Genomic DNA, 20,938 nt, shown 5'->3' on the forward strand with positions numbered 1-20,938 from the left:
TGCGTGAGGCCGTGACCGCCGCGACGCGGCAGCCACGCGGGCCATCACAGCGAGTAGTACATGTCGTACTCGACCGGATGCACGGCCATGCGGAAGCGGGTCACTTCCTGCATCTTCAGGTCGATGTAGGAGTCGATCCAGGCATCGGTGAACACGCCACCCTTGGTCAGGAACGCACGGTCCTTGTCCAGGTACTCGAGGGCCTGGTCCAGGCTGTGGCAGACGGTCGGGACCAGCTTGTCCTCTTCCGGCGGCAGGTGGTACAGGTCCTTCGTGGCGGCTTCGCCCGGATGGATCTTGTTTTCCACGCCGTCCAGGCCGGCCATCAGCAGCGCGGCGAAGCACAGGTACGGGTTGGCCGAGGGATCCGGGAAGCGGGCTTCCACGCGACGGCCCTTCGGGTTGGCCACGTACGGGATGCGGATCGAGGCCGAGCGGTTCTTGGCCGAGTAGGCCAGCTTCACCGGGGCTTCGAAGCCGGGCACCAGGCGCTTGTAGCTGTTGGTGCCGGGGTTGGTGATGGCGTTCAGGGCACGGGCGTGCTTGATGATGCCGCCGATGTAGTACAGCGCGAAGTCGCTCAGACCGGCGTAGCCGTCACCGGCGAACAGGTTCTTGCCGTCCTTCCAGACCGACTGGTGCACGTGCATGCCCGAGCCGTTGTCGCCGACGATGGGCTTGGGCATGAAGGTCGCGGTCTTGCCGTAGGCATTGGCGACGTTCACGATGATGTACTTCTGCAACTGCACCCAGTCGGCGCGCTCGACCAGCGAGCTGAACTTGGTGCCGATTTCCATCTGGCCGGCGTTGGCCACTTCGTGGTGGTGCACTTCGACCGGGATGCCCATCTGCTCGAGCAGCAGGCACATTTCCGAGCGCATGTCCTGGCCGCTGTCGACCGGGGGCACCGGGAAATAGCCGCCCTTGACGGTGGGACGGTAGCCGCTGTTGCCGTGCTCGTACTCCTTGCTGGAGTTCCAGGCGGCTTCTTCGGACTCGATCTTGAAGAACGAGCCGGACATGTCATTGCCCCAGCGGATGCTGTCGAACACGAAGAACTCGGGCTCCGGACCGAAGTAGGCGACATCGCCCAGGCCCGACGAGCGCATGTAGGCTTCGGCGCGCTTGGCCAGCGAGCGCGGATCACGCTCGTAGGGCTTGCCGTCGGTGGGATCCACGACGTCGCAGGTCAGGATCAGGGTCGGCTCTTCGAAGAACGGGTCGATGTTGGCCGTGTTCGGGTCCGGCATCAGCAGCATGTCCGAGGCTTCGATGCCCTTCCAGCCAGCGATCGACGAGCCGTCGAAGGCGTGGCCCGACGTGAACTTGTCTTCGTCAAAGGCGGAAACGGGAACGGACACATGCTGTTCCTTGCCGCGGGTGTCGGTGAAACGGAAGTCGACGAACTTGACTTCGTTTTCCTTCACCATCGACATCACGTCGGCGACGGTCTTGGCCATCAAGAATCTCCTAGCGGGGCGCTGTGCAAACGATGGGATGGGTGTGGTTGTGGCCCGGCGTGTCGAGGGAAAACCCCCGCCGGCGAGGCGCACTGCAATGTAGCAGAAAGCGTGCCCGTGGCCGTCCGGCGGCGGCCGCCCGCCACGCCTGGGCGCACCAATGCATGGCACGCACCGGGGGCCGGTGCGCCCATCGAATGCACCATCTCGGTGCCGTTGTGTGATCTATTTTGGTGCGTCAGTGTCGCACCATTTCGGGGCCCAGTGTGGCGCCATAGCCTGCCAGGCCACCGCGCAGCGTCTCGAACGCTTCGTCCACCCGGTCGGCCGCACCCTTGACGCCCAGCTCGATGTGGCGGCCCCATTGCGGATGGTCGACGCTGGGCAGGCTGAACACCTTGATGCCGGCGTACTGCGCCTCCACCGCCTCCATCAGCGGCGTCAGCGTAGCCTCCATCGCACCCATCACGATCACCGAGCGCTCCACCTGGCGCATGCCGCCGTGCAGCGCGCGGTAGCGCTCGTCCAGCACCCAGGCCACCATCGGATGGGCCATCACCGGAAAGCCGGGGACGAAGTGCACGTCGCCCACCGAGAAGCCGGCGATCTTGTTGTACGGGTTCGGGATGATCTGCGCGCCCTCGGGGAACATGCCCATGTTCAGGCGGTGCAGGTTGTCGGGGCGCTCGGGCTCGTAGGGCAGGCCCTGCTCGGCGGCCACGTCGCGCATGCGCTCGCGGATCAGTTCGGCGGCCTCGGGGTGCAGGGCCAGCGGCCGGTCGAGCGCCGCGGCAGCGGCCTGGCGGGTGTGGTCGTCGGGCGTGGCCCCGATGCCGCCGCAGCTGAACACGATGTCGCCCGAGGCGAAGGCCTCGCGCAGCGTGGCGGTGATGCGTGCACGGTCGTCGCCCACGTAGCGTGCCCAGGCCAGTTGCAGGCCGCGCTCGCCCAGCAGTTCGATGACCTTGGCCAGGTGCTTGTCCTGGCGCTTGCCGGAGAGGATCTCGTCGCCGACGATGATGAGGCCGAAGCTGGGCATGGGTGCGGTGCGGGTTGGGGTTCAGGTGGCCGGCGGCGGCAGGGGCGGGGCCGGCGGGGCGGCAGGCGGCGCCGAGGATGCCACTGCCGGCTCGGCATCGATCACCATGGGGTCATCGGCGGCGTACATCGGCGTGTTGCCCACCGGCGAGGCCTCGGCATCGCGCACGTGGCGCAGGCCGGCCAGCGCGGCCAGCACATAGTGCGTGAACCACAGCGCCGAGAACGCGAACACCAGCGTGTACAGCCACACCGACAGCGCGATGACCAGCGGCGCGAAGATCAGCGTCATGGCCCCGGCGGCCCACAGCAGCGAGGGCGCCGCGCCCAGGTAGCCGGTGATCACGCCGATGCCCAGCAGCGGCAGCCGGTGCTCGCGCAGGATCTGGCGGCGCTCGTCGCGGCTGGCGTGATCGGCCAGCGCGTCGAAGCTCATCACACGGTAGGTCAGCCAGCCCCAGATCAGCGGCGGCAGCACCAGCACCAGCGGCGGGATGAACCACAGCGGCATGCTCAGGCCCATCACCAGCAGCGCCGCCAGCGTGCAGCCGACCGACCAGGCCAGGCTGGACAGCCAGCCGCCGCCGCGCTTGCGCTCCATGGCCGGAAAGCGCCGCCCGGCCACCAGCGTGACGATGGCCGGCCCCATCAGCAGCGCCACCAGCAGCACCGAGACGATGACGATCACCGGCGCCGACAGCAGCACCACGATCAACGGCGCCAGCACCGAGCGGAACGAGGCCCCGGCGATGGATTCCACCCACTTCAGCGCGGCATCCACCAATGACCACTGCTCGAGCGTGGCGCGCACGCCGGCCACCGCTGCCTCCCAGTACAGCCAGCCCAGGCCGAGGGCCAGCGCCACGCCGATGCCCAGCGGCAGCAGCGACAAGCCGATGACCTTGGGATGCAGGCAGTAGGCCGCCGCGCGCCAGAACGAATCAAGCAGGAGCTTCATGGCCGCGGCAGCATACACGCCGGGTGGGCGGCCAGCGCCAGCGCGCTGCGATGCAGCGCAGCCGCAGCCGACCGGCCGCACGGGGCGCCGGTGGGTGGCCGGTCACGGCTGGCCGGAGCCCCGCGCCGGCATCAGCGCACCGGCGTCAGCGCACCGGCAGCGCGCCCGGCCCCGCCCCGCCGCCGCGCAGCACGCAGCGCTGCTGCACGCAGGCCGCGCCGGGATCGGGCAGGTACTGGCAGTTGGACATCAGGCCGCTGGCCGCCGCGCGCTGGCGCTGCAGCGTGGCCAGTTCGGCACTCCAGGCCTTGAGCTTCTCGCCCCGCGCGGCCGTGCCGGACCAGACCAGGTACTGGGCCGGGCCGCCGCAGGCCTTCTCGCCGACGGCCAGCGTGTGGCACTGGCTGTCGCTGCTGCAGCGGGCCTCGCCGATCTCGCCGCGGATGCGCGCCAGCAGCGCGGCCTCGGCCGGGTCGGCCGCCGTGCCGGCCGAAGCCGGCGCTGGCGGCTGTGCCTGGCAGGCGGCCGCCATCAGCAGGCCGGTGGCCGCGGCCAGGGTGAACGACAACAGTCGGAAGCGGCGCAGGGGCATCGGTGTCATGGCATGCGGGGCCGCAGGCACTGGCTGCGCTCACCCCGATGGCGTCGGATCTTGCCGCAGGCCGGCGGTTCCCCGGTTGCTGCCGGGCAAAGAAACCCGTGCGACAGCGGGCTGGCGCAATCGCGGCATCATCGCCGCATGAGCTTTCTGCCCCCGCTGTCCGTCCTCGACCTGGCCCCCATTCCCGAAGGCGGCGATGCCGCCACCGCCCTCGCCCGCTCGGTGGCGCTGGCGCGGCAGGCCGAGGCCTGTGGCTACCAGCGCTACTGGCTGGCCGAGCACCACAACATGGACGGCGTGGCCTGCTCGGCCACCGCCGTGCTGGTGGGCCATGTGGCGGGTGCCACCCAGCGCATCCGCGTGGGCTCGGGCGGCGTGATGCTGCCCAACCATGCGCCGCTGACCGTGGCCGAAGCCTTCGGCACGCTGGCCACGCTGTACCCCGGCCGCATCGACCTGGGCCTGGGCCGCGCGCCGGGCACCGACATGGCCACGGCCCGGGCGCTGCGCCGCCACATGGCCGGCGCCGGCGAGGACGACTTCGCCCAGGAGGTGCAGGAGCTGATGCACTACCTGGAGCCGGCGCAAGCCGGCCAGCAGGTGCGCGCCATCCCCGGCCAGGGCACGCGCATCCCGGTGTGGATCCTGGGTTCCAGCCTGTACGGCGCGCAGCTGGCCGCCTACCTCGGCCTGCCCTATGCCTTCGCCTCGCACTTCGCGCCCGACCTGCTGCTGCAGGCGCTGGACATCTACCGCCGCAGCTTCCGCCCGTCCGCCCGCTGGCCCAAGCCGCACGCCATGGTGGCGGTGAATGCAGTGGCCGCCGACAGCGACGACGAGGCGGCGTTTCTCGCCACCTCGCTGCAGCAGCGCTTCCTGGCCATGCAGCGCGGCGTGCGCGGGCCGCTGCCGCGCCCGGTGGACCCGGCCGACTTCGCCCGCATGGGCAGCGCGCAGGAGCATGCCGGCGCCGCCCGCATGTACGCCTGCAGCGCCGTGGGCGCGCCCGACACGCTGCGCGCGCAGCTGCGCGAGATCGTCGATCGCACGCAGGCCGACGAGCTGATCATCGCCGGCGCCATCCACGACGATGCGGCGCGGCTGAAATCCTGCGCGCTGGTGGCCGAGGTGGCAGGCGCTGTCGCCAGCGCCTGAACCGGCCGCTGCCTCAGGGGTCGAGCGCGAACAGCGCTTCGTCGCGCCAGTAGGCCACGGCCGAGAACCAGCCCTCCCACACGCAGCCGTTGCAGCCGCGGCCGCAGCAGCCCACCGGCTCGGGCGGCGGCTCGCGCAGATCCACGCCAGCCTGCACGGCGCGGCCCTGCAGGTGCTGGATCACCGCCAGGCCGGTGGCGCGGTCCTCGATCGCGAAATCCATCGGGACGAGCGGGTTGTGCTCAGCCGACCCAGCGGCGCGCGTTGCCGAACATGCGCAGCCACGGGCTGGCCGCGGCGATGGCGCCGGGCGTCCAGCTCATCTGCGCGTTGCGGAACACGCGCTCCGGGTGCGGCATCAGCGCGGTGAAGCGGCCGTCGGCCGTGGTCACCGCGGTCAGGCCGCCCGGGCTGCCGTTGGGGTTGAACGGGTACTGCTCGGTGGCCGCGCCGTGGTGGTCGACGAAGCGCATCGCCTTGGCCACCTTGGCCTCGTTGCCGCGCTGGCTGAAGTCGGCAAAGCCCTCGCCATGCGCCACAGCGATGGGCAGGCGGCTGCCGGCCATGCCGGCGAAGAAGATCGACGGGCTGTCCAGCACTTCCACCAGGCTGAAGCGGGCCTCGAACTGCTCGCTCTTGTTGCGCGTGAACTTGGGCCAGTCCTGCGCGCCGGGGATGATGGGCGACAGCGCGGCCAGCATCTGGCAGCCATTGCACACGCCCAGCGCGAAGGTGTCGGTGCGCTGGAAGTAGGCCGCGAACTGCTCGGCCAGTTCGGGGTTGAAGAGGATCGAGCGCGCCCAGCCCTCGCCGGCGCCCAGCGTGTCGCCATAGCTGAAGCCGCCGCAGGCCACCACGCCGCGGAACTGCTCGAGCCTGGCGCGGCCGGTCTGCAGATCGGTCATGTGCACGTCGTGCGCCTCGAAGCCGGCCTGGGCCATGGCATAGCTCATCTCGACATGCGAGTTGACGCCCTGCTCGCGCAGGATGGCCACCTTCGGCTTGCTCAGGTTCAGGAACGGCGCGGCCACGTTCTCGGCCGCGTCGAAGCTCAGGCTGACATGCAGGCCGGGGTCGCCCTCGGCGCCCACGGCCGCGTGTTCGGCGGCGGCGCAGGCCGGGTTGTCGCGCAGGCCGGCGATGCGCGCGCTGACCTCGTCCCAGGCCTGCTGCAGATCTCGGATCGGCGCGCTGAACTGCGCCTTGGTGTCGCGCCACACCTCCACCGTGCGGGTGGTGTTCGTGCTGCCGATCACATGGCTGTGCTTCGACAGGCCATGCTGGCGCAGCACGCCGATGGCGGCATCGCGCTGGGCACGCGGCACCTGCAGCACCACGCCCAGCTCCTCGTTGAACAGCGCCTTCAGCGTCAGCTCGTTGCGGCGCTCGCCCACCTGGCTGGCCCAGTTCTTGGAATCGCCCACGTCGGCGCGGCTGTCGCTGATGCCGTCGCCCTCGGTGACCAGCAGGTCGACGTTCAGGCTCACGCCGGTCTGGCCGGCGAAGGCCATCTCGCACACTGTCGCCCACAGGCCGCCGTCGCCGCGGTCGTGGTAGGCCAGCAGCAGGCCCTGGGCGCGCAGTTCGTTCACTGCGGCCACCAGCGCCTTGAGTTGCGCGGCGTCGTCCAGATCGGGCACCTGGTCACCGAACTGGCCGATCACCTGGGCCAGCATCGAGCCGGCCATGCGGTTCTTCCCTTGGCCCAGATCGACCAGGATCAGGCTGGAGTCCACCGGCTGCAGCTGCGGCGTCAGCGTGCCCTGCACGCTGTCCAGCGAGGCGAAGGCGGTGACGATCAGGCTCACCGGCGCGGTGACCTGCTTGGCACCGGCGGCATCGCTCCACTTGGTGCGCATCGACAGGCTGTCCTTGCCCACCGGGATGCCCACGCCGAGTGCCGGGCACAGTTCCATGCCCACGGCTTTGACGGTGTCGTACAGCGCGGCGTCTTCGCCAGGCTCGCCACAGGCGGCCATCCAGTTGGCGCTGAGCTTCACGCGGCTCAACGCGATCGGCGCGGCCAGCAGATTGGTGATCGCCTCGCCCACCGCCATGCGGCCCGAGGCCGGCGCATCCAGCGCGGCCAGCGGCGTGCGCTCGCCCATGCTCATGGCCTCGCCGCGCAGGCCGGCGTAGTCGGCCAGGGTCACGGCACAGTCGGCCACCGGCACCTGCCAGGGGCCGACCATCTGGTCGCGGTGGCTCATGCCGCCCACGGTGCGGTCGCCGATGGTGATCAGGAAGCGCTTGCTGGCCACCGTGGGGTGGCGCAGCACCGAATAGGCCACGTCGGCCAGGGCCACGCCGGTGAGGTTCAGGGCCGCTTCGCGGCGCGCCACGCGGGCCACGTCGCGGTGCATCTTGGGCGGCTTGCCCAGCAGCACGTCCATCGGCATGTCGATCGGGCGCTCGCCGCCCGGGCCGTCCTCGAGGACCAGCTCACGGTCGTCGGTGGCCACGCCCACCACCGCGAACGGGCAGCGCTCGCGCGCGGCCATCTGCTCGAACAGCGGCATCAGGGCCGGATCGACGGCCAGGGTGTAGCGCTCCTGGCTCTCGTTGCACCAGATCTCCTTGGGCGCCAGCCCGGTCTCTTCCAGCGGCACCTTGCGCAGATCGAACGTGGCGCCCTTGCCGGCGCCGTCCACCAGCTCGGGGAAGGCATTGCTGATGCCGCCCGCGCCCACGTCGTGGATGGCCAGGATGGGGTTGCGCTCGCCCAGTGCCCAGCAGTGGTTGATGACCTCCTGCGCGCGGCGCTGGATCTCGGGGTTGCCGCGCTGCACACTGTCGAAGTCGAGTGCCGCCGTGTTGGTGCCCGCAGCCATCGAGCTGGCGGCGCCGCCGCCCATGCCGATGCGCATGCCCGGGCCGCCCAGCTGCACCAGCAGCGTGCCGGCGCCGAACGGCAGCTTGTGCGTCTGGCCAGCGCTGATCATGCCCAGCCCGCCAGCGATCATGATGGGCTTGTGGTAGCCGCGGCGCACGCCAGCCACATCCTGCTCGTAGACGCGGAAGTAGCCGCCCAGGTTGGGCCGGCCGAACTCGTTGTTGAAGGCCGCGCCGCCCAGCGGGCCCTCGACCATGATCTGCAGCGGGCTGGCGATGTGCTCGGGCTTGCCCACGGCATCGCGCTCCCAGGGCTCGGCCAGGCCGGGCAGGTTCAGGTTGCTGACCGAGAAGCCGGTCAGGCCGGCCTTGGGCCGCGCGCCGCGGCCGGTGGCGCCCTCGTCACGGATCTCGCCGCCGGCACCGGTGCTGGCGCCGGGGAACGGGCTGATCGCGGTGGGGTGGTTGTGCGTCTCCACCTTCATCAGCACATGGGCCACCTCGTGGCGCGGGCCGTAGACCGGCGCGTTGGTGAACCCCTGCGGCAGCCAGCGCTCGACCGGGCCGCCTTCCATCACCGCGGCGTTGTCGCTGTAGGCCACCACGCTGTGCTGCGGCGAGACCTTCTCGGTGTTGCGGATCATGCCGAACATGGAGAGCGGCTGGCGCTCGCCGTCGATCGTGAAGTCGGCGTTGAAGATCTTGTGGCGGCAGTGCTCGCTGTTGGCCTGGGCGAACATCATCAGCTCCACGTCGCTGGGGTTGCGGCCCAGCTTGGTGAAGGCGTCGACCAGGTAGTCGATCTCGTCGGCCGACAGCGCCAGGCCCCAGTCGGCGTTGGCCTGGTCCAGCGCAGACTTGCCAGCGCCGATCACGTCCACATGGGCCAGCGGCTCGGCCTGGCGCGCATCGAACAGATGCTGGCCGGCCTCGCGGGCGTAGGCCACGCTCTCGGTCATGCGGTCGTGCAGCAGCAGCGCGCAGGCCTGCAATTCGGCCTCGCTCAGCGGCTTGGCCGAGCCGATCAGCGGGCTCTTGAGCTGCAGGCGGAACTCGGTGACGCGCTCCACCCGGTGGATGGCCAGCCCGCAGTTGTGGGCGATGTCGGTGGCCTTGCTGGCCCAGGGCGACACGGTGCCCAGGCGCGGCAGCACCACCACCAGCGCGGCATGGGCCTCGTCCTTGGCGGGGGTGTAGGGGTCGCCGTAGGTCAGCAGGCCGGCCAGGCGGTCGCGCGCGCCGGCGTCCAGCGCGGCGTCGCTCCACACCCAGTGCACATGCCGCGCCGCCACGCCGGTGATGCGCTCGCTGACGGCCTGCAGCCGCGGCAGCAGCGCCTGGGCGCGAAAGGCCGACAGCGCGTTGCCGCCCTCGACGAAGAACACGGTGGGGGTGGAGGGCGTGGTGTTGATCGACATGGCAACCCGGCGGGCGTCAGGAGGTGGCGTTCACGGGTCGGCGGGCCACAGACTGGCCTTGCCCATGAAAACCCTCGATTCTACTTTGAGGTGGGATAATTGCCGGTTATGCCGATCACCCTCAAGACCGCTGCCGACATCGAAGGCATGCGCATCGCCGGCCGCCTGGCCTCCGAAGTGCTGGACATGCTGACGCCCCACGTCAAGCCCGGTGTCACCACCGACCAGTTGGACAAGCTGGCGCACGACCACATCGTGAACGTGCAGGGTGGCATCCCGGCGCCGCTGAACTACCAGCCGCCGGGCTACATCCCCTACCCCAAGTCGATCTGCACCTCGATCAACCATCAGGTGTGCCACGGCATCCCGAACGAGAAGCCGCTGAAGAACGGCGACATCGTCAACATCGACGTCACCGTCATCAAGGACGGCTGGCACGGCGACACCAGCCGCATGTTCGTGGTGGGTGAAGGCAGCATCGCCGCCAAGCGCCTGTGCGCCATCACGTACGACGCCATGTGGAAGGGCATTGCCAAGGTCAAGCCGGGCGCGCGCCTGGGCGACATCGGCCATGCCATCCAGACCTTCGCCGAGGCACAGGGCTTCTCGATCGTGCGCGAGTTCTGCGGCCACGGCATCGGCAACAAGTTCCATGAAGAGCCGCAGGTGCTGCACTACGGCCGCCCCGGCACGCTGGAAGAACTGGTGCCGGGCATGATCTTCACGATCGAGCCAATGATCAACGCCGGCCGGCGCGAGATCCGCGAGCTGGGCGACGGCTGGACCATCGTCACGAAAGACCGCTCGCTGTCGGCACAGTGGGAGCACACGGTGGTCGTCACCGAGACCGGCTACGAGGTGCTCACCGTCTCGGCCGGCAGCCCGCCGCCGCCGGCCTTCATCACCGGCGCCGCCTGAACGGGGCCCGGCGTGTCCACCCCTGACACGGCGCCGGCCCGGCCGGAGGCCGCCGCGCCGGCCATGGCCCCCGCAGCGCTGGACCTGGCCGCGCTGCGCACGCAGTTCCGCGAAGGCAAGAAGGCGCTGGTCGCGCACTTTCTGCAGGCGCGCGCCACCGCCACCTCGGCCACGCACCTGATCCGCGGCCTCACCCGCCATGTCGACGGCACGCTGGCCGCGCTGTGGCGCGACACCGGCCTGGCCGCCGCCATCCCGGAGGCCGCCTTGCTGGCCGTGGGCGGCTATGGCCGCGGCGAGCTGCTGCCCTACAGCGACGTGGACGTGCTGCTGCTGCTGCCCGCCGGCTGCGACACCGGCGCCGGCACGGCCGCCAAGGACGCGCTGGAGGCCTTCATCACCGCCTGCTGGGACATCGGGTTGGAGATCGGCTCATCGGTGCGCACGGTGGCCGAATGCGTGGACGAGGCCAGGCGCGACGTCACCGTGCAGACCGCGCTGCTCGAATCGCGCTGGCTGGCCGGCAGCAAGAAGCTGTGCCAGCAGTTCCAGAAGGCCACCGCCGCGGCCATGGACCCGGTGGCCTTCCTGCGTGCCAAGACGCTGGAGATGCGCCAGCGCCACACCAAGTACGAGGACACGCCCTACGCGCTGGAGCCCAACTGCAAGGAAAGCCCCGGCGGCCTGCGCGACCTGCAGGTGGTGATCTGGGTGGCGCGCGCCGCCGGCCTGGGGCGCAGCTGGGCCGAGCTGGCGGCCAAGGGCCTGATCACGCCCTTCGAGGTCAAGCAGCTGCAGCGCCACCAGGGCACGCTGACGCTGATCCGCGCGCGCCTGCATGCCGTGGCCGGCCGCCGCGAAGACCGCCTGGTGTTCGACCTGCAGACCGCCGTGGCCGAGAGCTTCGGCTACCAGAACAGCCGCGAGCAGCGCGCCAGCGAGGTGCTGATGCACCGCTACTACTGGGCGGCCAAGGCGGTGACGCAGCTCAACCAGATCCTGCTGCTGAACATCGCCGAGCGCCTGGAAGGCAGCGAGACCGCGCCGATGCGGCCGATCAACGCCGTCTTCCTGGATCGCGCCGGCATGCTGGAGGTGGTGCGCGACGACCTCTACATCGAGAACCCGCACGCCATCCTCGAGACCTTCCTGGTGTTCGAGCAGACGCCGGGCATCAAGGGCCTGTCAGCGCGCACGCTGCGCGCGCTGTACAACGCCCGCAACGTGATGGACAGCGCCTTCCGCCGCGACCCGGTCAACCGCGAGCTGTTCATGGACATCCTGCGCCAGCCGCAGGGCATCACGCACGCGTTCCGGCTGCTGAACCAGACCTCGGTGCTGGGCCGCTACCTGTGGGTGTTCCGGCGCATCGTCGGGCGCATGCAGCACGACCTGTTCCACGTCTACACCGTGGACCAGCACATCCTGATGGTGCTGCGCAATGTGCGGCGCTTCTTCATCCCCGAGCACGCCCACGAGTACCCGTTCTGCAGCCAGCTGGCCTCGCAGTGGAAGGACCCGGCGCTGCTGTACATCGCCGCGCTGTTCCACGACGTGGCCAAGGGCCGCGGCGGCGACCACAGCGAACTGGGCGCGGTGGAGGTGCGGCGCTTCTGCCGCGACCATGGCCTGGCCAAGGACGACGCCGCGCTGGTCGAGTTCCTGGTGCGCAACCACCTGACCATGAGCACCGTGGCGCAGAAGGAGGACCTGTCGGACGCCGACGTGATCCGCGCCTTCGCGATGAAGGTGGGCAATGTGCGCAACCTCACCGGCCTGTACCTGCTGACCGTGGCCGACATCCGCGGCACCAGCCCCAAGGTGTGGAACGCCTGGAAGGGCAAGCTGCTGGAGGACCTGTACCGCATCACGCTGCGCGCGCTGGGCGGATCGCAGCCCAACCTCGATGCCGAGGTCGAGGCGCGCCGGCAGGACGCTCGCCAGCTGCTGGCGCTGCACAGCGCGCTGCCCGGCACCGAAGAGCCGCTGTGGAAGACGCTGGAGCTCAGCTACTTCTCGCGCCACGACGCCAGCGAGATCGCCTGGCACGCGCGCGCGCTGTGGCGCTTTCTGCAGACGCCCGAGCCGGTGGTGCGCGCACGCCCGTCGCCGGTGGGCGATGGCCTGCAGGTGCTGGTGTACTCGCCCGACCGGCCCGACCTGTTCGTGCGCATCTGCGGCTACTTCGACCGCGCCGGCTACTCCATCCAGGACGCCAAGGTGCACACCAGCCGCACCGGCTATGCGCTCGACACCTTCCAGGTCGTGCACCCGCAATGCGAGGCCGGCGACCAGGCCGGCTACCGCGACATGATCTCGCTGGTCGAGCACCAGCTGGTGCAGGCCCTGGCCAGCACCGAGCCGCTGCCCGAGCCTTCGCGCGGGCGCGTGTCGCGGCGCGTGCGCTCGTTCCCGGTCACGCCGTGGGTGTCGCTGCGCCCCGACGAACGCGCCCAGCGCTGGCTGCTGTCGATCAGCACCAGCGACCGCGCCGGCCTGCTGTACGCCGTGGCCCGCGTGCTGGCCCAGCACCAGGTGAACCTGCAGCTGGCCAAGGTGACGACGCTGGGCGAGCGCGTGGAAGACACCTTCCTGGTCGACGGCCCGGCCTTGCAGCAGACCAAGCGCCAGCTGCAGATCGAGACCGAGCTGCTCGACGCCATCGCGCCCAAGGGTTGAACCGATGCAGCCCCCACGTCGCTTCGCTCCTGCCCCCCGAGGGGGCGCTCAGTCCCTTGGGGCGGCCCGGCGGGACTGACGGCCATGCTGAACCCCACCACCGCCGAGGCGATCGCCCAGCTGGGCCAGTACGACGCGATCATCGATGCGCGCTCGCCGGCCGAGTTCGCCGAAGACCACCTGCCCGGCGCCGTGAACTGGCCGGTGCTCGACGACGAACAGCGCCACATCGTCGGCACGCTGTACGTGCAGACCGGTCCGCTGGCCGCGCGCAAGGTGGGCGCGGCCATGGTGGCGCGCAACATCGCCGACCACCTCGACCGCTGGATCGCCGACAAGCCGCGCGAGTGGCGGCCGCTGGTCTACTGCTGGCGCGGCGGCCAGCGCTCGGGTTCGCTGGCCACCATCCTCGACCAGATCGGTTTCCGCACCGCCAAGCTGGTGGGCGGCTACAAGGGCTTTCGCGCGCAGGTGCGCGACGACCTGGGCCAGTGGCCGCGGCGCTTCCAGTTCCGCGTGCTGGCCGGCCGCACCGGCAGCGGCAAGACGCGGCTGCTGCATGCGCTGGCCGCGCAGGGCGCGCAGGTGCTCGACCTCGAAGGCCTGGCCTGCCACCGCGGCTCGATCCTGGGCGGCTGGCCCACCCAGCCGCAGCCCAGCCAGAAGCGCTTCGACACCCTGCTGTGGCAGGCGCTGGCGGCGCTGGATGCCACGCAGCCGGTGTACGTGGAAAGCGAGAGCCGCAAGATCGGCGGCGTGCAGCTGCCGCAGGCACTGATCGAGCACATGCACGCCCGCGCCGAGGTGCTGCGCGTGGAGATGCCCGACGCCGCACGGCGCGAGCTGCTGCTGCAGGACTACCAGGCCCTGGTGCAGGACGCCGAGCGCCTGTGCCAGCTGCTGGAAGGCCTGATCGACCTGCGCGGGCGCGCCACGGTGCAGCGCTGGCAGGCCCAGGCCCGCGCCGGCGACTGGCCGGCCCTGGTGGACGCGATGATGGCCGAGCACTACGACCCGCTGTACCTGCGCTCGATGGACCGGCACTACGCCGGCTTCGCGCAGGCCGCGCCGGTGCCGCTGGCCGACGGCGCGCCCGACACGCTGGCCCGGGCCGCCCGCCAGCTGTGGCCCGCGCCCGAGGACACCCGCCTGACACCCGACGCCTGATGCGCCGGCAGGCCCGCCGACACGGCAGGGCTTGCTTATCATCAAGCGTGGTCGCGTGGCGCGGCCGCATCATCCGAGGCCCTCCATGCCCGACAGTCCCGCCCTCATCGAGTCACGCCGTTTCGGCGTGCGCCAGATCCCGCTGCTGCGCCCGCTGGGCTGGCTGGCGCGTGGCTGGCGCGACCTGATGCGCTGCCCGCTGCCCGGCCTGCTGCACGGCCTGGGCCTGTCGGCCTTCGGTGCGCTGCTGATCGTGGCCGCGGGCCAGCGCTTCTGGCTGCTGTCGGGCGCGTTCACCGGCTTCCTGCTGGTGGCCCCGGTGCTGGCCACCGGCCTGTACGCGGTGAGCCGTGCGCTGGAGCGTGGCGAGCGCGCCGACCTGTCGGTGGCGCTGCGCGCCTGGAAGCCCGACCAGGCCACCGGTGGCCGGCTGATCATCTTCGGCCTGCTGCTGGCCTTTGCCGGCACCGGCTGGGTGATGACCTCGGCCTCGCTGATCACCGGCTTTGCCGGCGCGCCGGTGCGCAGCCCGCTCGACTTCCTGCGCGTGGTGGTGCTCAACGACCATTCGATGCTGTTCGAGGTGTGGCTGGGCCTGGGCGCCTTCCTGGCCGCCCCGGTGTTCGCCAGCAGCGTGGTGGCGATCCCGATGCTGCTGGACCGCCCGGTCAGCGTGCTGGCCGCGGTGCTGACCAGCTGGCGCGCGGTGCAGGCGCACCCGCTGCCCATGGCCATGTGGGCCGCGCTGCTGATGGTGCTGACCGTGCTGGGCATGGCCACCGCGCTGCTGGGCCTGGTGGTGGTGGCACCCTGGCTGGCGCATGCCAGCTGGCACGCCTACCGCGACCTCGTCAGCCCCAACGACGACTTCTGACCCCATTCGCCCTTCGCACCCCTTTTCACCATGTTCGGATTCAGCGAAGAGCAAGTGGCGTGGTTCGGCCTGACCTTCGGGGTCACGGCCTTCATGCTGTACATGGTGTTCATCATCATCCAGCTGGCGCGCGAGTCGAAGGCTGGCAAGTTCGGCGCCTTCGTGCTGTTCCTGGCACTGGGCTTCGGTCTGCTGGGCTTCGCTGCCAAGGGCCTGATCAAGTACTTCCTGTCCGGCATCAGCGAATGAGCGCCGCGCCTTCGGAAGCCGGTGGCGCGGGCGAGCCGCCGCGCCACAGCCTGTTCGACGACCTGCAGGCCCTGATCACCGGCACGATGTTCGTGGCGCTCGGCCTGGTGCTGTTCCGCCAGGCCGGGCTGATGACCGGCGGCACCACCGGCATCGCACTGCTGCTCAACCAGGCCACCGGCTGGCGCTTCGGGCCGCTGCTGTTCCTGATCAACCTGCCGTTCTACCTGCTGGCCTGGCGGCGCATGGGCCCGCGCTTCGTGTTCAAGACCGTGGCCGCGGTCACGCTGCTGGCCTGGCTGTCGGAGACCCTGCCCACCTGGCTGCAGGTGGCCTGGGTGGCGCCGCCTTTCGCGGCGCTGGGGGGCGGGCTGCTGGTGGGCGCGGGCTTCATCATCCTGTTCCGCCACCGCGCCAGCCTGGGCGGGCTGAACGTGCTGGTGCTGTGGCTGCAGGAGCGCTACGGCTGGCGCGCTGGCCATGTGCAGGCGGTGATCGATGCCACCATCGTGCTGGCCGCCCTGCCCTGGCTGGACGCCACGCGCCTGGCGCTGTCGGTGCTGGCCGCCGTGGCGATGAACTTCGCGCTGGCCATCAACCACCGCCCGGGCCGCTACGTCGCCTTCTGAATTGCCCATGAAAAAGGCCGGCTTGCGCCGGCCTTTCGCGTTGAGCGGCTGCGCCGCTCAACCCATGTGCAAACCGCCGTTGCAGCTGAAGTCGGCACCGGTCGTGAAGCCCGAATCCGGGCCGGCCAGCCAGGCTACCACCGAGCCGATCTCTTCCGGCGTGCCCAGGCGCTTCACGGGGATCGTGGCGACGATCTTCTCCAGCACTTCGGGCTTGATGGCGCGGACCATGTCGGTGCCGATGTAGCCCGGGCTCACGGTGTTCACCGTCACGCCCTTGGCGGCCATTTCCTGGGCCAGGGCCATCGTGAAGCCGTGCATGCCGGCCTTGGCCGCCGAGTAGTTGGTCTGGCCGGCCTGGCCCTTCTCGCCGTTGACCGAGCTGATCTGGATGATGCGGCCCCAGCCCTTTTCCACCATGCCCGGCACCACCTGCTTGGTGACGTTGAACATGCTGTTCAGGTTGGTGTCGATCACCGCCTTCCAGTCGTCGGGCGTCATCTTCAGGAACATGCGGTCGCGCGTGATGCCGGCGTTGTTCACCAGCACGTCGATCGGGCCGTGCTCGGCCACGGCCTTGCTGAAGGCCTCGACGGTGCTGTCCCAGTCGGCCACGTTGCCCACCGAGGCGTAGAACGTGTAGCCCAGGGCCTTCTGCTCGTCGAGCCACTTGTTGAAATCACGGCTCGGGCCGCAGCCGGCGATGACCTTGAAACCGTCCTTGGCCAGGCGCTGGCAGATCGCGGTGCCGATGCCGCCCATGCCACCCGTTACGTAAGCCACCTTCTGCGTCATTTCCGTCTCTCCTTGTGGATGGAACGTCAGTTCCGTTGTCGGCAGGGTCGCCCGGCGCCGCTCGTCGGTCAACCGGGTTCGCCCTGCCCTGTTGCGTGTGGGATCAGCGTTCGATGGTCAGCGCCACGCCCATGCCGCCGCCGATGCACAGCGAGGCGATGCCCTTCTTGGCGTCGCGCTTCTGCATCTCGTGCAGCAGCGTCACCAGGATGCGGCAGCCCGAGGCGCCGATCGGGTGGCCGATGGCGATGGCGCCACCGTTGACGTTGACCTTGCTGGTGTCCCAGCCCATTTCCTGGTTCACCGCGCAGGCCTGGGCCGCGAAGGCTTCGTTGATCTCCAGCAGGTCCAGGTCGGCGGCCTTCCAGCCGGCGCGCTCCAGCGCCTTGCGGGCGGCGGGCACCGGGCCCATGCCCATGATCTTGGGGTCGAGGCCGGCGCTGGCATAGCTGGCGATGCGGCCCAGCGGCTTGAGGCCCAGCGCGGCGGCCTTGGCGGCGCTCATCACCATCACGGCGGCGGCGCCGTCGTTGATGCCGCTGGCATTGCCGGCGGTCACCGAGCCGGCCTTGTCGAAGGCCGGGCGCAGGCCGGACAGGGCCTCGGCGCTGGTCTTCTTGTTGATGAACTCGTCGGCGGCGAAGACCACCGGATCACCCTTCTTCTGCGGAATGGTGACCGGCACGATCTCGTCCTTGAAGCGGCCGGCTTCCTGCGCGGCGGCCGCCTTCTGCTGGCTGGCCAGCGCCAGGGCGTCCTGCGCGTCGCGGCTGATGCCGTACTGCTTGGCCACGTTCTCGGCCGTGATGCCCATGTGGTACTGGTTGTACACGTCCCACAGGCCGTCGGTGATCATGCTGTCGATCATCTTCCAATCGCCCATGCGCTGGCCGTCGCGGCTGCCCAGCACCACGTGCGGCGAGGCGCTCATGTTCTCCTGGCCGCCGGCGATGACGATCTCGCTGTCGCCGTCGCGGATGGCCTGGGCGGCCAGCATCACGGCCTTCAGGCCCGAGCCGCAGACCTTGTTGATGGTCATGGCCGGCACCAGGTGGGGCAGGCCGGCCTTGATGACGGCCTGGCGCGCCGGGTTCTGGCCCGAGCCGGCGGTGAGCACCTGGCCGAGGATGACCTCGCCGATCTGCTCACCGCTCAGGCCGCTGCGCTGCAGCAGGGCCTGGATGACGGTGGCGCCCAGCTCGGGCGCCGCGGTCTTGGCGAGCGTGCCGCCGAACTTGCCCACCGCGGTGCGTGCGGCGGCGACGATGACGATGTCCTGGCTCATGTTCTCGGGTCTCCTGGGGGGCTTCGGTGAAGCGGATGTGACGCGGCGGCCGCAGGCACGGCACGCCGTCGCGGGATCAGGCCTTGGCGCGCACGTAGCGGCCCGGCGCAGGCTCGATGACCTTGTACTGGCGGCTGCCGTAGGTCTTGGGGGCGGCCACCTGCTTGCCGCCATGGCCGTTCAGCCAGCCCGACCACACCGGCCACCAGCTGCCCGGCTTCTCGGTGGCGGTGGCGAACCAGTCGTCGGCATCGGCCGGGCGCTTGGCATTGGTCCAGTGGCTGCGCTTGTTCTTGCTGGCGGGGTTGATCACGCCGGCGATGTGGCCCGAGGCGCCCAGCACGAAGGTCTGGTCCTTGGCGCCCTTCAACACGCCGGTGGAGGCGTAGGCCGCCTTCCAGGGCACGATGTGGTCCTCGCGCGAGGCGTAGATGAACACCGGGTTGGTGATCTTCGTGACGTCCAGCGGCACGCCGCAGACGGTGAGCTTGCCCGGCTGCTTCAGCTCGTTCTGCAGGTAGGTGTGGCGCAGGTACCAGCAGTACATCGGGCCCGGCAGGTTGGTGGAGTCGCCGTTCCAGTACAGCAGGTCGAACGGCGGCGGCGCCTCGCCCTTCAGGTAGTTGCCGACCACGTAGTTCCACACCAGATCGTTCGGGCGCAGGAAGCTGAAGGTGGTGGCCAGGTCCTTGCCCTTGAGCAGGCCGGGGCCGGTGGGCGCGTCAGCGCCGATGGTCATCTCGCGCAGCTGCACCGAGGCCTCGTCGACGAAGACGTCCAGCACGCCGGTGTCGTCGAAGTCGAGCAGCGTGGTCAGCAGCGTCATCGACTTGACCGGGTTCTCGCCGCGCGCGGCCAGCACGGCCAGCGCCGTGGTCAGGATGGTGCCGCCCACGCAGAAGCCCAGCGCGTTGATCTCGTCGGCACCGGCGATGGCCTTGACCACCTCGATGGCCTCGATCGGGCCGTGCTCGATGTAGTCGTCCCAGGTCTTGTCGGCCAGGCTGGCGTCGGGGTTGCGCCAGCTGACCACGAACACGCGGTGGCCCTGCTCGACGGTGTAGCGGATCACCGAGTTCTCGGGCTGCAGGTCGAGGATGTAGAACTTGTTGATGCACGGCGGCACGAACAGCATCGGCCGCTCGTACACCTTGGCGGTGAGCGGCTTGTACTCGATGAGCTGGAACAGCTCGTTCTCGTACACCACCGCGCCTTCACTGACCGCCACGTTGCGGCCGACCTCGAACGCGCTCTCGTCGGTTTGCGAGACGTGGCCCTGCTGCACGTCCTTGACCAGCTGCTGCAAACCCTGGGCGAGGCTCTCGCCGCGGGTCTCCACGGCCTTGGCCAGTGCGTCGGCATTCAGCGCCAGGCAGTTGGCCGGGCTGGCCGCGTCGATCCACTGTTGCACCGCGAAGCGCACGCGGGCCTTGGTCTTGGCATCGCCCTGCACCGCCTCGGCCATCTGCATCAGCGTGCGGGCGTTCAGCAGGTAGGTCTGCGCGGCCATCGCGGCCATCGGGTTGTCGGCCCAGGCCTGGCCCGAGAAGCGCTTGTCGCCCGACGGGGCCGGCGCCTTGCCGTCCTTCTGGAAGCGGGTCAGCGAGTCGTTCCACATCTGCGCCGCCTGGGCGACGTAGTCGGACTGCAGCTTGGTCATCGCATCCATCGGCAGCGACAGCCCCGACATCGACTTCCACATCTCACTCACCGCCGAGCCGAAGGCCTGAGCGGCCTGGCCCATGTCACTGGCGTTGGGCAGGGTCTTCGGATCCATGCGCGTCGTCTCCAGGTGTTTGTCAGCGATCGACTGGTCGCTGCTGAGCACATGCTGTGCCACAGTGCGGTTTGTACGGGCGGTAGCTTACCGCATCATGACTGTTTTTTTCGATAAGCGATATTGCTTATCGCAACATGAAATGCACATCGTCGCCATCGCCTGGATGTTCGTGGTCGTGCTGATGACCGCGGCCGAAGCCACCTCCAGCCAAGGCAGCCTGCTGGGCGCCTTCTTCACCTTCGTGCTGTACGGGGTGCTGCCGCTGGGCATCGTGCTCTACATCCTGGGCGCCCCAGGGCGCAAGGCGGCACGCCGGCGCGCCGAGGCGGCCGCCAGCGCCACCGCATCAGCCGACGCGGGCAATGCAGGCGGCCATGCGGCCGGTGACCGGCGAGCGCCGGAACGAGAAGAAGCGTGACGGCTCGCTGACCGTGCACCAGCGCCCGCCGTGCACGCTGTGCAGGCCGTGCGCCTGCAGACGGTCGCGGGCCAGGCCGGGCAGATCGGCCAGCCAGCGCGGGCTGCCATCGGGCCGCGGGCGCGGCACGAAGCGCAGCGCCGCCGTGCCCGACAGCCGCGCCGGATCGGCGCCATGCGCGGCCAGCACGTCGGCCCCCACCTCGAAGGCCAGCGGCCCGATGCTGGGGCCCAGCCAGGCCTGCACATCGCCGGGGGGCACGCCACCGGCCTCGCACAGCGCCGCCACGGTGCGCTCCAGCACGCCGGCCGCCAGCCCGCGCCAGCCGGCATGGGCGGCGCCCACCACGCGGCCACAGCGGCTGCTGAACAGCACCGGCAGGCAGTCGGCCGCCTGGGCCACGCAGGCCAGCCCGGTCTCGGTGGTGATGGCCGCGTCGGCGGCCGGCCAGGCCGCACCATCCTGGGCCGTCCAGGCCAGATCGGCGTGCGTGAGCCGCAGCACCGTGGTGCCATGCACCTGGCGCAGGAACACCGGCCGCGCGCCCAGTGCGGCGGCCAGCCGGCGCTGGTTCTCGGCCACGGCCTCGGGCGCGTCCAGGTCGGCGCCCGGCAACTGCCAGGGGCGCAGGTTCAGGCTGTCGAACGGCGGCTCGCTGACACCGCCGCCGCGCGTGCTCATC

General features: G+C 70.3%; 18 protein-coding genes. 8 read left to right on the top strand and 10 right to left on the bottom strand.

What is annotated here, in order from left to right; translation table 11 throughout:
* Positions 1–44: 44 nt before the first annotated feature.
* From glnA to AACH10_RS19510, 4 genes are all read right to left on the bottom strand, one after another.
* The gene (gene glnA / locus AACH10_RS19495) at positions 45–1,460 is read right to left on the bottom strand and encodes a type I glutamate--ammonia ligase (RefSeq protein WP_341412156.1); all 1,416 of its coding nucleotides are present in this window, start codon (positions 1,458–1,460) and stop codon (positions 45–47) included.
* 238 nt (positions 1,461–1,698) lie between these two features.
* Positions 1,699–2,499, bottom strand: coding sequence for a competence/damage-inducible protein A (locus AACH10_RS19500; RefSeq protein ID WP_341412157.1), 801 nt, complete (start codon positions 2,497–2,499; stop codon positions 1,699–1,701).
* A gap of 21 nt (positions 2,500–2,520) precedes the next feature.
* Positions 2,521–3,456 carry an EI24 domain-containing protein gene (locus AACH10_RS19505; protein WP_341412158.1) on the bottom strand — a complete coding sequence of 312 codons (936 nt, stop codon included), beginning with the start codon at positions 3,454–3,456 and terminating at the stop codon, positions 2,521–2,523.
* Positions 3,457–3,601: 145 nt separating this feature from the next.
* The gene (locus AACH10_RS19510; protein WP_341412159.1) at positions 3,602–4,057 is read right to left on the bottom strand and encodes a hypothetical protein; all 456 of its coding nucleotides are present in this window, start codon (positions 4,055–4,057) and stop codon (positions 3,602–3,604) included.
* A 147-nt stretch (positions 4,058–4,204) separates the two neighbouring features.
* On the opposite strand from AACH10_RS19510, the gene AACH10_RS19515 reads away from it, so the two are divergent.
* Complete coding sequence (locus AACH10_RS19515; RefSeq protein WP_423228639.1) at positions 4,205–5,212, top strand: LLM class flavin-dependent oxidoreductase; 1,008 nt, start codon at positions 4,205–4,207, stop codon at positions 5,210–5,212.
* A gap of 13 nt (positions 5,213–5,225) precedes the next feature.
* On the opposite strand, the gene AACH10_RS19520 is transcribed toward AACH10_RS19515, so the two are convergent.
* Both AACH10_RS19520 and purL read right to left on the bottom strand, forming a co-directional pair.
* Complete coding sequence (locus AACH10_RS19520; protein ID WP_341412161.1) at positions 5,226–5,435, bottom strand: oxidoreductase-like domain-containing protein; 210 nt, start codon at positions 5,433–5,435, stop codon at positions 5,226–5,228.
* A gap of 19 nt (positions 5,436–5,454) precedes the next feature.
* The gene (gene purL / locus AACH10_RS19525) at positions 5,455–9,462 is read right to left on the bottom strand and encodes a phosphoribosylformylglycinamidine synthase (RefSeq protein WP_341412162.1); all 4,008 of its coding nucleotides are present in this window, start codon (positions 9,460–9,462) and stop codon (positions 5,455–5,457) included.
* Positions 9,463–9,570: 108 nt separating this feature from the next.
* On the opposite strand from purL, the gene map reads away from it, so the two are divergent.
* The 6 genes from map to AACH10_RS19555 all read left to right on the top strand — a co-directional run bounded on the left by map (position 9,571) and on the right by AACH10_RS19555 (position 15,978).
* On the top strand, positions 9,571–10,380 hold the full coding sequence (map, locus tag AACH10_RS19530) for a type I methionyl aminopeptidase (RefSeq protein WP_341412163.1): 810 nt from the start codon (positions 9,571–9,573) through the stop codon (positions 10,378–10,380).
* A gap of 63 nt (positions 10,381–10,443) precedes the next feature.
* On the top strand, positions 10,444–13,059 hold the full coding sequence (locus AACH10_RS19535) for a [protein-PII] uridylyltransferase (protein WP_341412326.1): 2,616 nt from the start codon (positions 10,444–10,446) through the stop codon (positions 13,057–13,059).
* Between the two features lie 84 nt (positions 13,060–13,143).
* Entirely contained in the window at positions 13,144–14,226 is a 1,083-nt protein-coding gene (gene mnmH / locus AACH10_RS19540) for a tRNA 2-selenouridine(34) synthase MnmH (protein WP_341412164.1), read from the top strand.
* 85 nt (positions 14,227–14,311) lie between these two features.
* Positions 14,312–15,100, top strand: coding sequence for a DUF2189 domain-containing protein (locus tag AACH10_RS19545; RefSeq protein WP_341412165.1), 789 nt, complete (start codon positions 14,312–14,314; stop codon positions 15,098–15,100).
* A 30-nt stretch (positions 15,101–15,130) separates the two neighbouring features.
* The gene (locus tag AACH10_RS19550) at positions 15,131–15,349 is read left to right on the top strand and encodes a DUF2788 domain-containing protein (RefSeq protein WP_341412166.1); all 219 of its coding nucleotides are present in this window, start codon (positions 15,131–15,133) and stop codon (positions 15,347–15,349) included.
* The gene (locus AACH10_RS19555) at positions 15,346–15,978 is read left to right on the top strand and encodes a DUF6198 family protein (RefSeq protein ID WP_341412167.1); all 633 of its coding nucleotides are present in this window, start codon (positions 15,346–15,348) and stop codon (positions 15,976–15,978) included. Before AACH10_RS19550 ends, AACH10_RS19555 begins: the two co-directional genes overlap by 4 nt.
* Before the next feature lie 57 nt (positions 15,979–16,035).
* Here AACH10_RS19555 and phbB read toward each other — a convergent pair whose 3' ends face one another.
* The 3 genes from phbB to phaC all read right to left on the bottom strand — a co-directional run bounded on the left by phbB (position 16,036) and on the right by phaC (position 19,835).
* A complete protein-coding gene (phbB, locus tag AACH10_RS19560) occupies positions 16,036–16,773 on the bottom strand; it encodes an acetoacetyl-CoA reductase (RefSeq protein WP_341412168.1) in 738 nt (245 codons plus the stop codon).
* A gap of 103 nt (positions 16,774–16,876) precedes the next feature.
* A complete protein-coding gene (locus AACH10_RS19565) occupies positions 16,877–18,058 on the bottom strand; it encodes an acetyl-CoA C-acetyltransferase (protein ID WP_341412169.1) in 1,182 nt (393 codons plus the stop codon).
* A gap of 76 nt (positions 18,059–18,134) precedes the next feature.
* Positions 18,135–19,835, bottom strand: coding sequence for a class I poly(R)-hydroxyalkanoic acid synthase (phaC, locus tag AACH10_RS19570; protein WP_341412170.1), 1,701 nt, complete (start codon positions 19,833–19,835; stop codon positions 18,135–18,137).
* Positions 19,836–19,932: 97 nt separating this feature from the next.
* Here phaC and AACH10_RS19575 point away from each other — a divergent pair, with 97 nt between their 5' ends.
* A complete protein-coding gene (locus AACH10_RS19575; RefSeq protein WP_423228629.1) occupies positions 19,933–20,256 on the top strand; it encodes a hypothetical protein in 324 nt (107 codons plus the stop codon).
* Here the strand turns inward: AACH10_RS19575 and pgeF are convergent.
* Positions 20,185–20,937: a peptidoglycan editing factor PgeF gene (gene pgeF / locus AACH10_RS19580; protein WP_341412328.1), complete on the bottom strand. Its 753-nt coding sequence runs from the start codon at positions 20,935–20,937 to the stop codon at positions 20,185–20,187. The genes AACH10_RS19575 and pgeF overlap by 72 nt on opposite strands.
* Position 20,938: the final 1 nt, after the last annotated feature.

Origin of the sequence: Pseudaquabacterium inlustre, assembly GCF_038066595.1 — a bacterium.
GTDB classification, from domain to species: domain Bacteria; phylum Pseudomonadota; class Gammaproteobacteria; order Burkholderiales; family Burkholderiaceae_C; genus Pseudaquabacterium; species Pseudaquabacterium inlustre.

Bases quoted from the DNA above. Each gene is read 5' to 3' on its own strand.
- glnA (WP_341412156.1), bottom strand. From the start codon at position 1,460: ATGGCCAAGACCGTCGCCGACGTGATGTCGATGGTGAAGGAAAACGAA.
- AACH10_RS19500 (WP_341412157.1), bottom strand. From the start codon at position 2,499: ATGCCCAGCTTCGGCCTCATCATCGTCGGCGACGAGATCCTCTCCGGC.
- AACH10_RS19505 (WP_341412158.1), bottom strand. From the start codon at position 3,456: ATGAAGCTCCTGCTTGATTCGTTCTGGCGCGCGGCGGCCTACTGCCTG.
- AACH10_RS19510 (WP_341412159.1), bottom strand. From the start codon at position 4,057: ATGACACCGATGCCCCTGCGCCGCTTCCGACTGTTGTCGTTCACCCTG.
- AACH10_RS19520 (WP_341412161.1), bottom strand. From the start codon at position 5,435: ATGGATTTCGCGATCGAGGACCGCGCCACCGGCCTGGCGGTGATCCAG.
- purL (WP_341412162.1), bottom strand. From the start codon at position 9,462: ATGTCGATCAACACCACGCCCTCCACCCCCACCGTGTTCTTCGTCGAG.
- map (WP_341412163.1), top strand. From the start codon at position 9,571: ATGCCGATCACCCTCAAGACCGCTGCCGACATCGAAGGCATGCGCATC.
- AACH10_RS19535 (WP_341412326.1), top strand. From the start codon at position 10,444: ATGGCCCCCGCAGCGCTGGACCTGGCCGCGCTGCGCACGCAGTTCCGC.
- mnmH (WP_341412164.1), top strand. From the start codon at position 13,144: ATGCTGAACCCCACCACCGCCGAGGCGATCGCCCAGCTGGGCCAGTAC.
- AACH10_RS19545 (WP_341412165.1), top strand. From the start codon at position 14,312: ATGCCCGACAGTCCCGCCCTCATCGAGTCACGCCGTTTCGGCGTGCGC.
- AACH10_RS19550 (WP_341412166.1), top strand. From the start codon at position 15,131: ATGTTCGGATTCAGCGAAGAGCAAGTGGCGTGGTTCGGCCTGACCTTC.
- AACH10_RS19555 (WP_341412167.1), top strand. From the start codon at position 15,346: ATGAGCGCCGCGCCTTCGGAAGCCGGTGGCGCGGGCGAGCCGCCGCGC.
- phbB (WP_341412168.1), bottom strand. From the start codon at position 16,773: ATGACGCAGAAGGTGGCTTACGTAACGGGTGGCATGGGCGGCATCGGC.
- AACH10_RS19565 (WP_341412169.1), bottom strand. From the start codon at position 18,058: ATGAGCCAGGACATCGTCATCGTCGCCGCCGCACGCACCGCGGTGGGC.
- phaC (WP_341412170.1), bottom strand. From the start codon at position 19,835: ATGGATCCGAAGACCCTGCCCAACGCCAGTGACATGGGCCAGGCCGCT.
- AACH10_RS19575 (WP_423228629.1), top strand. From the start codon at position 19,933: ATGACTGTTTTTTTCGATAAGCGATATTGCTTATCGCAACATGAAATG.
- pgeF (WP_341412328.1), bottom strand. From the start codon at position 20,937: ATGAGCACGCGCGGCGGCGGTGTCAGCGAGCCGCCGTTCGACAGCCTG.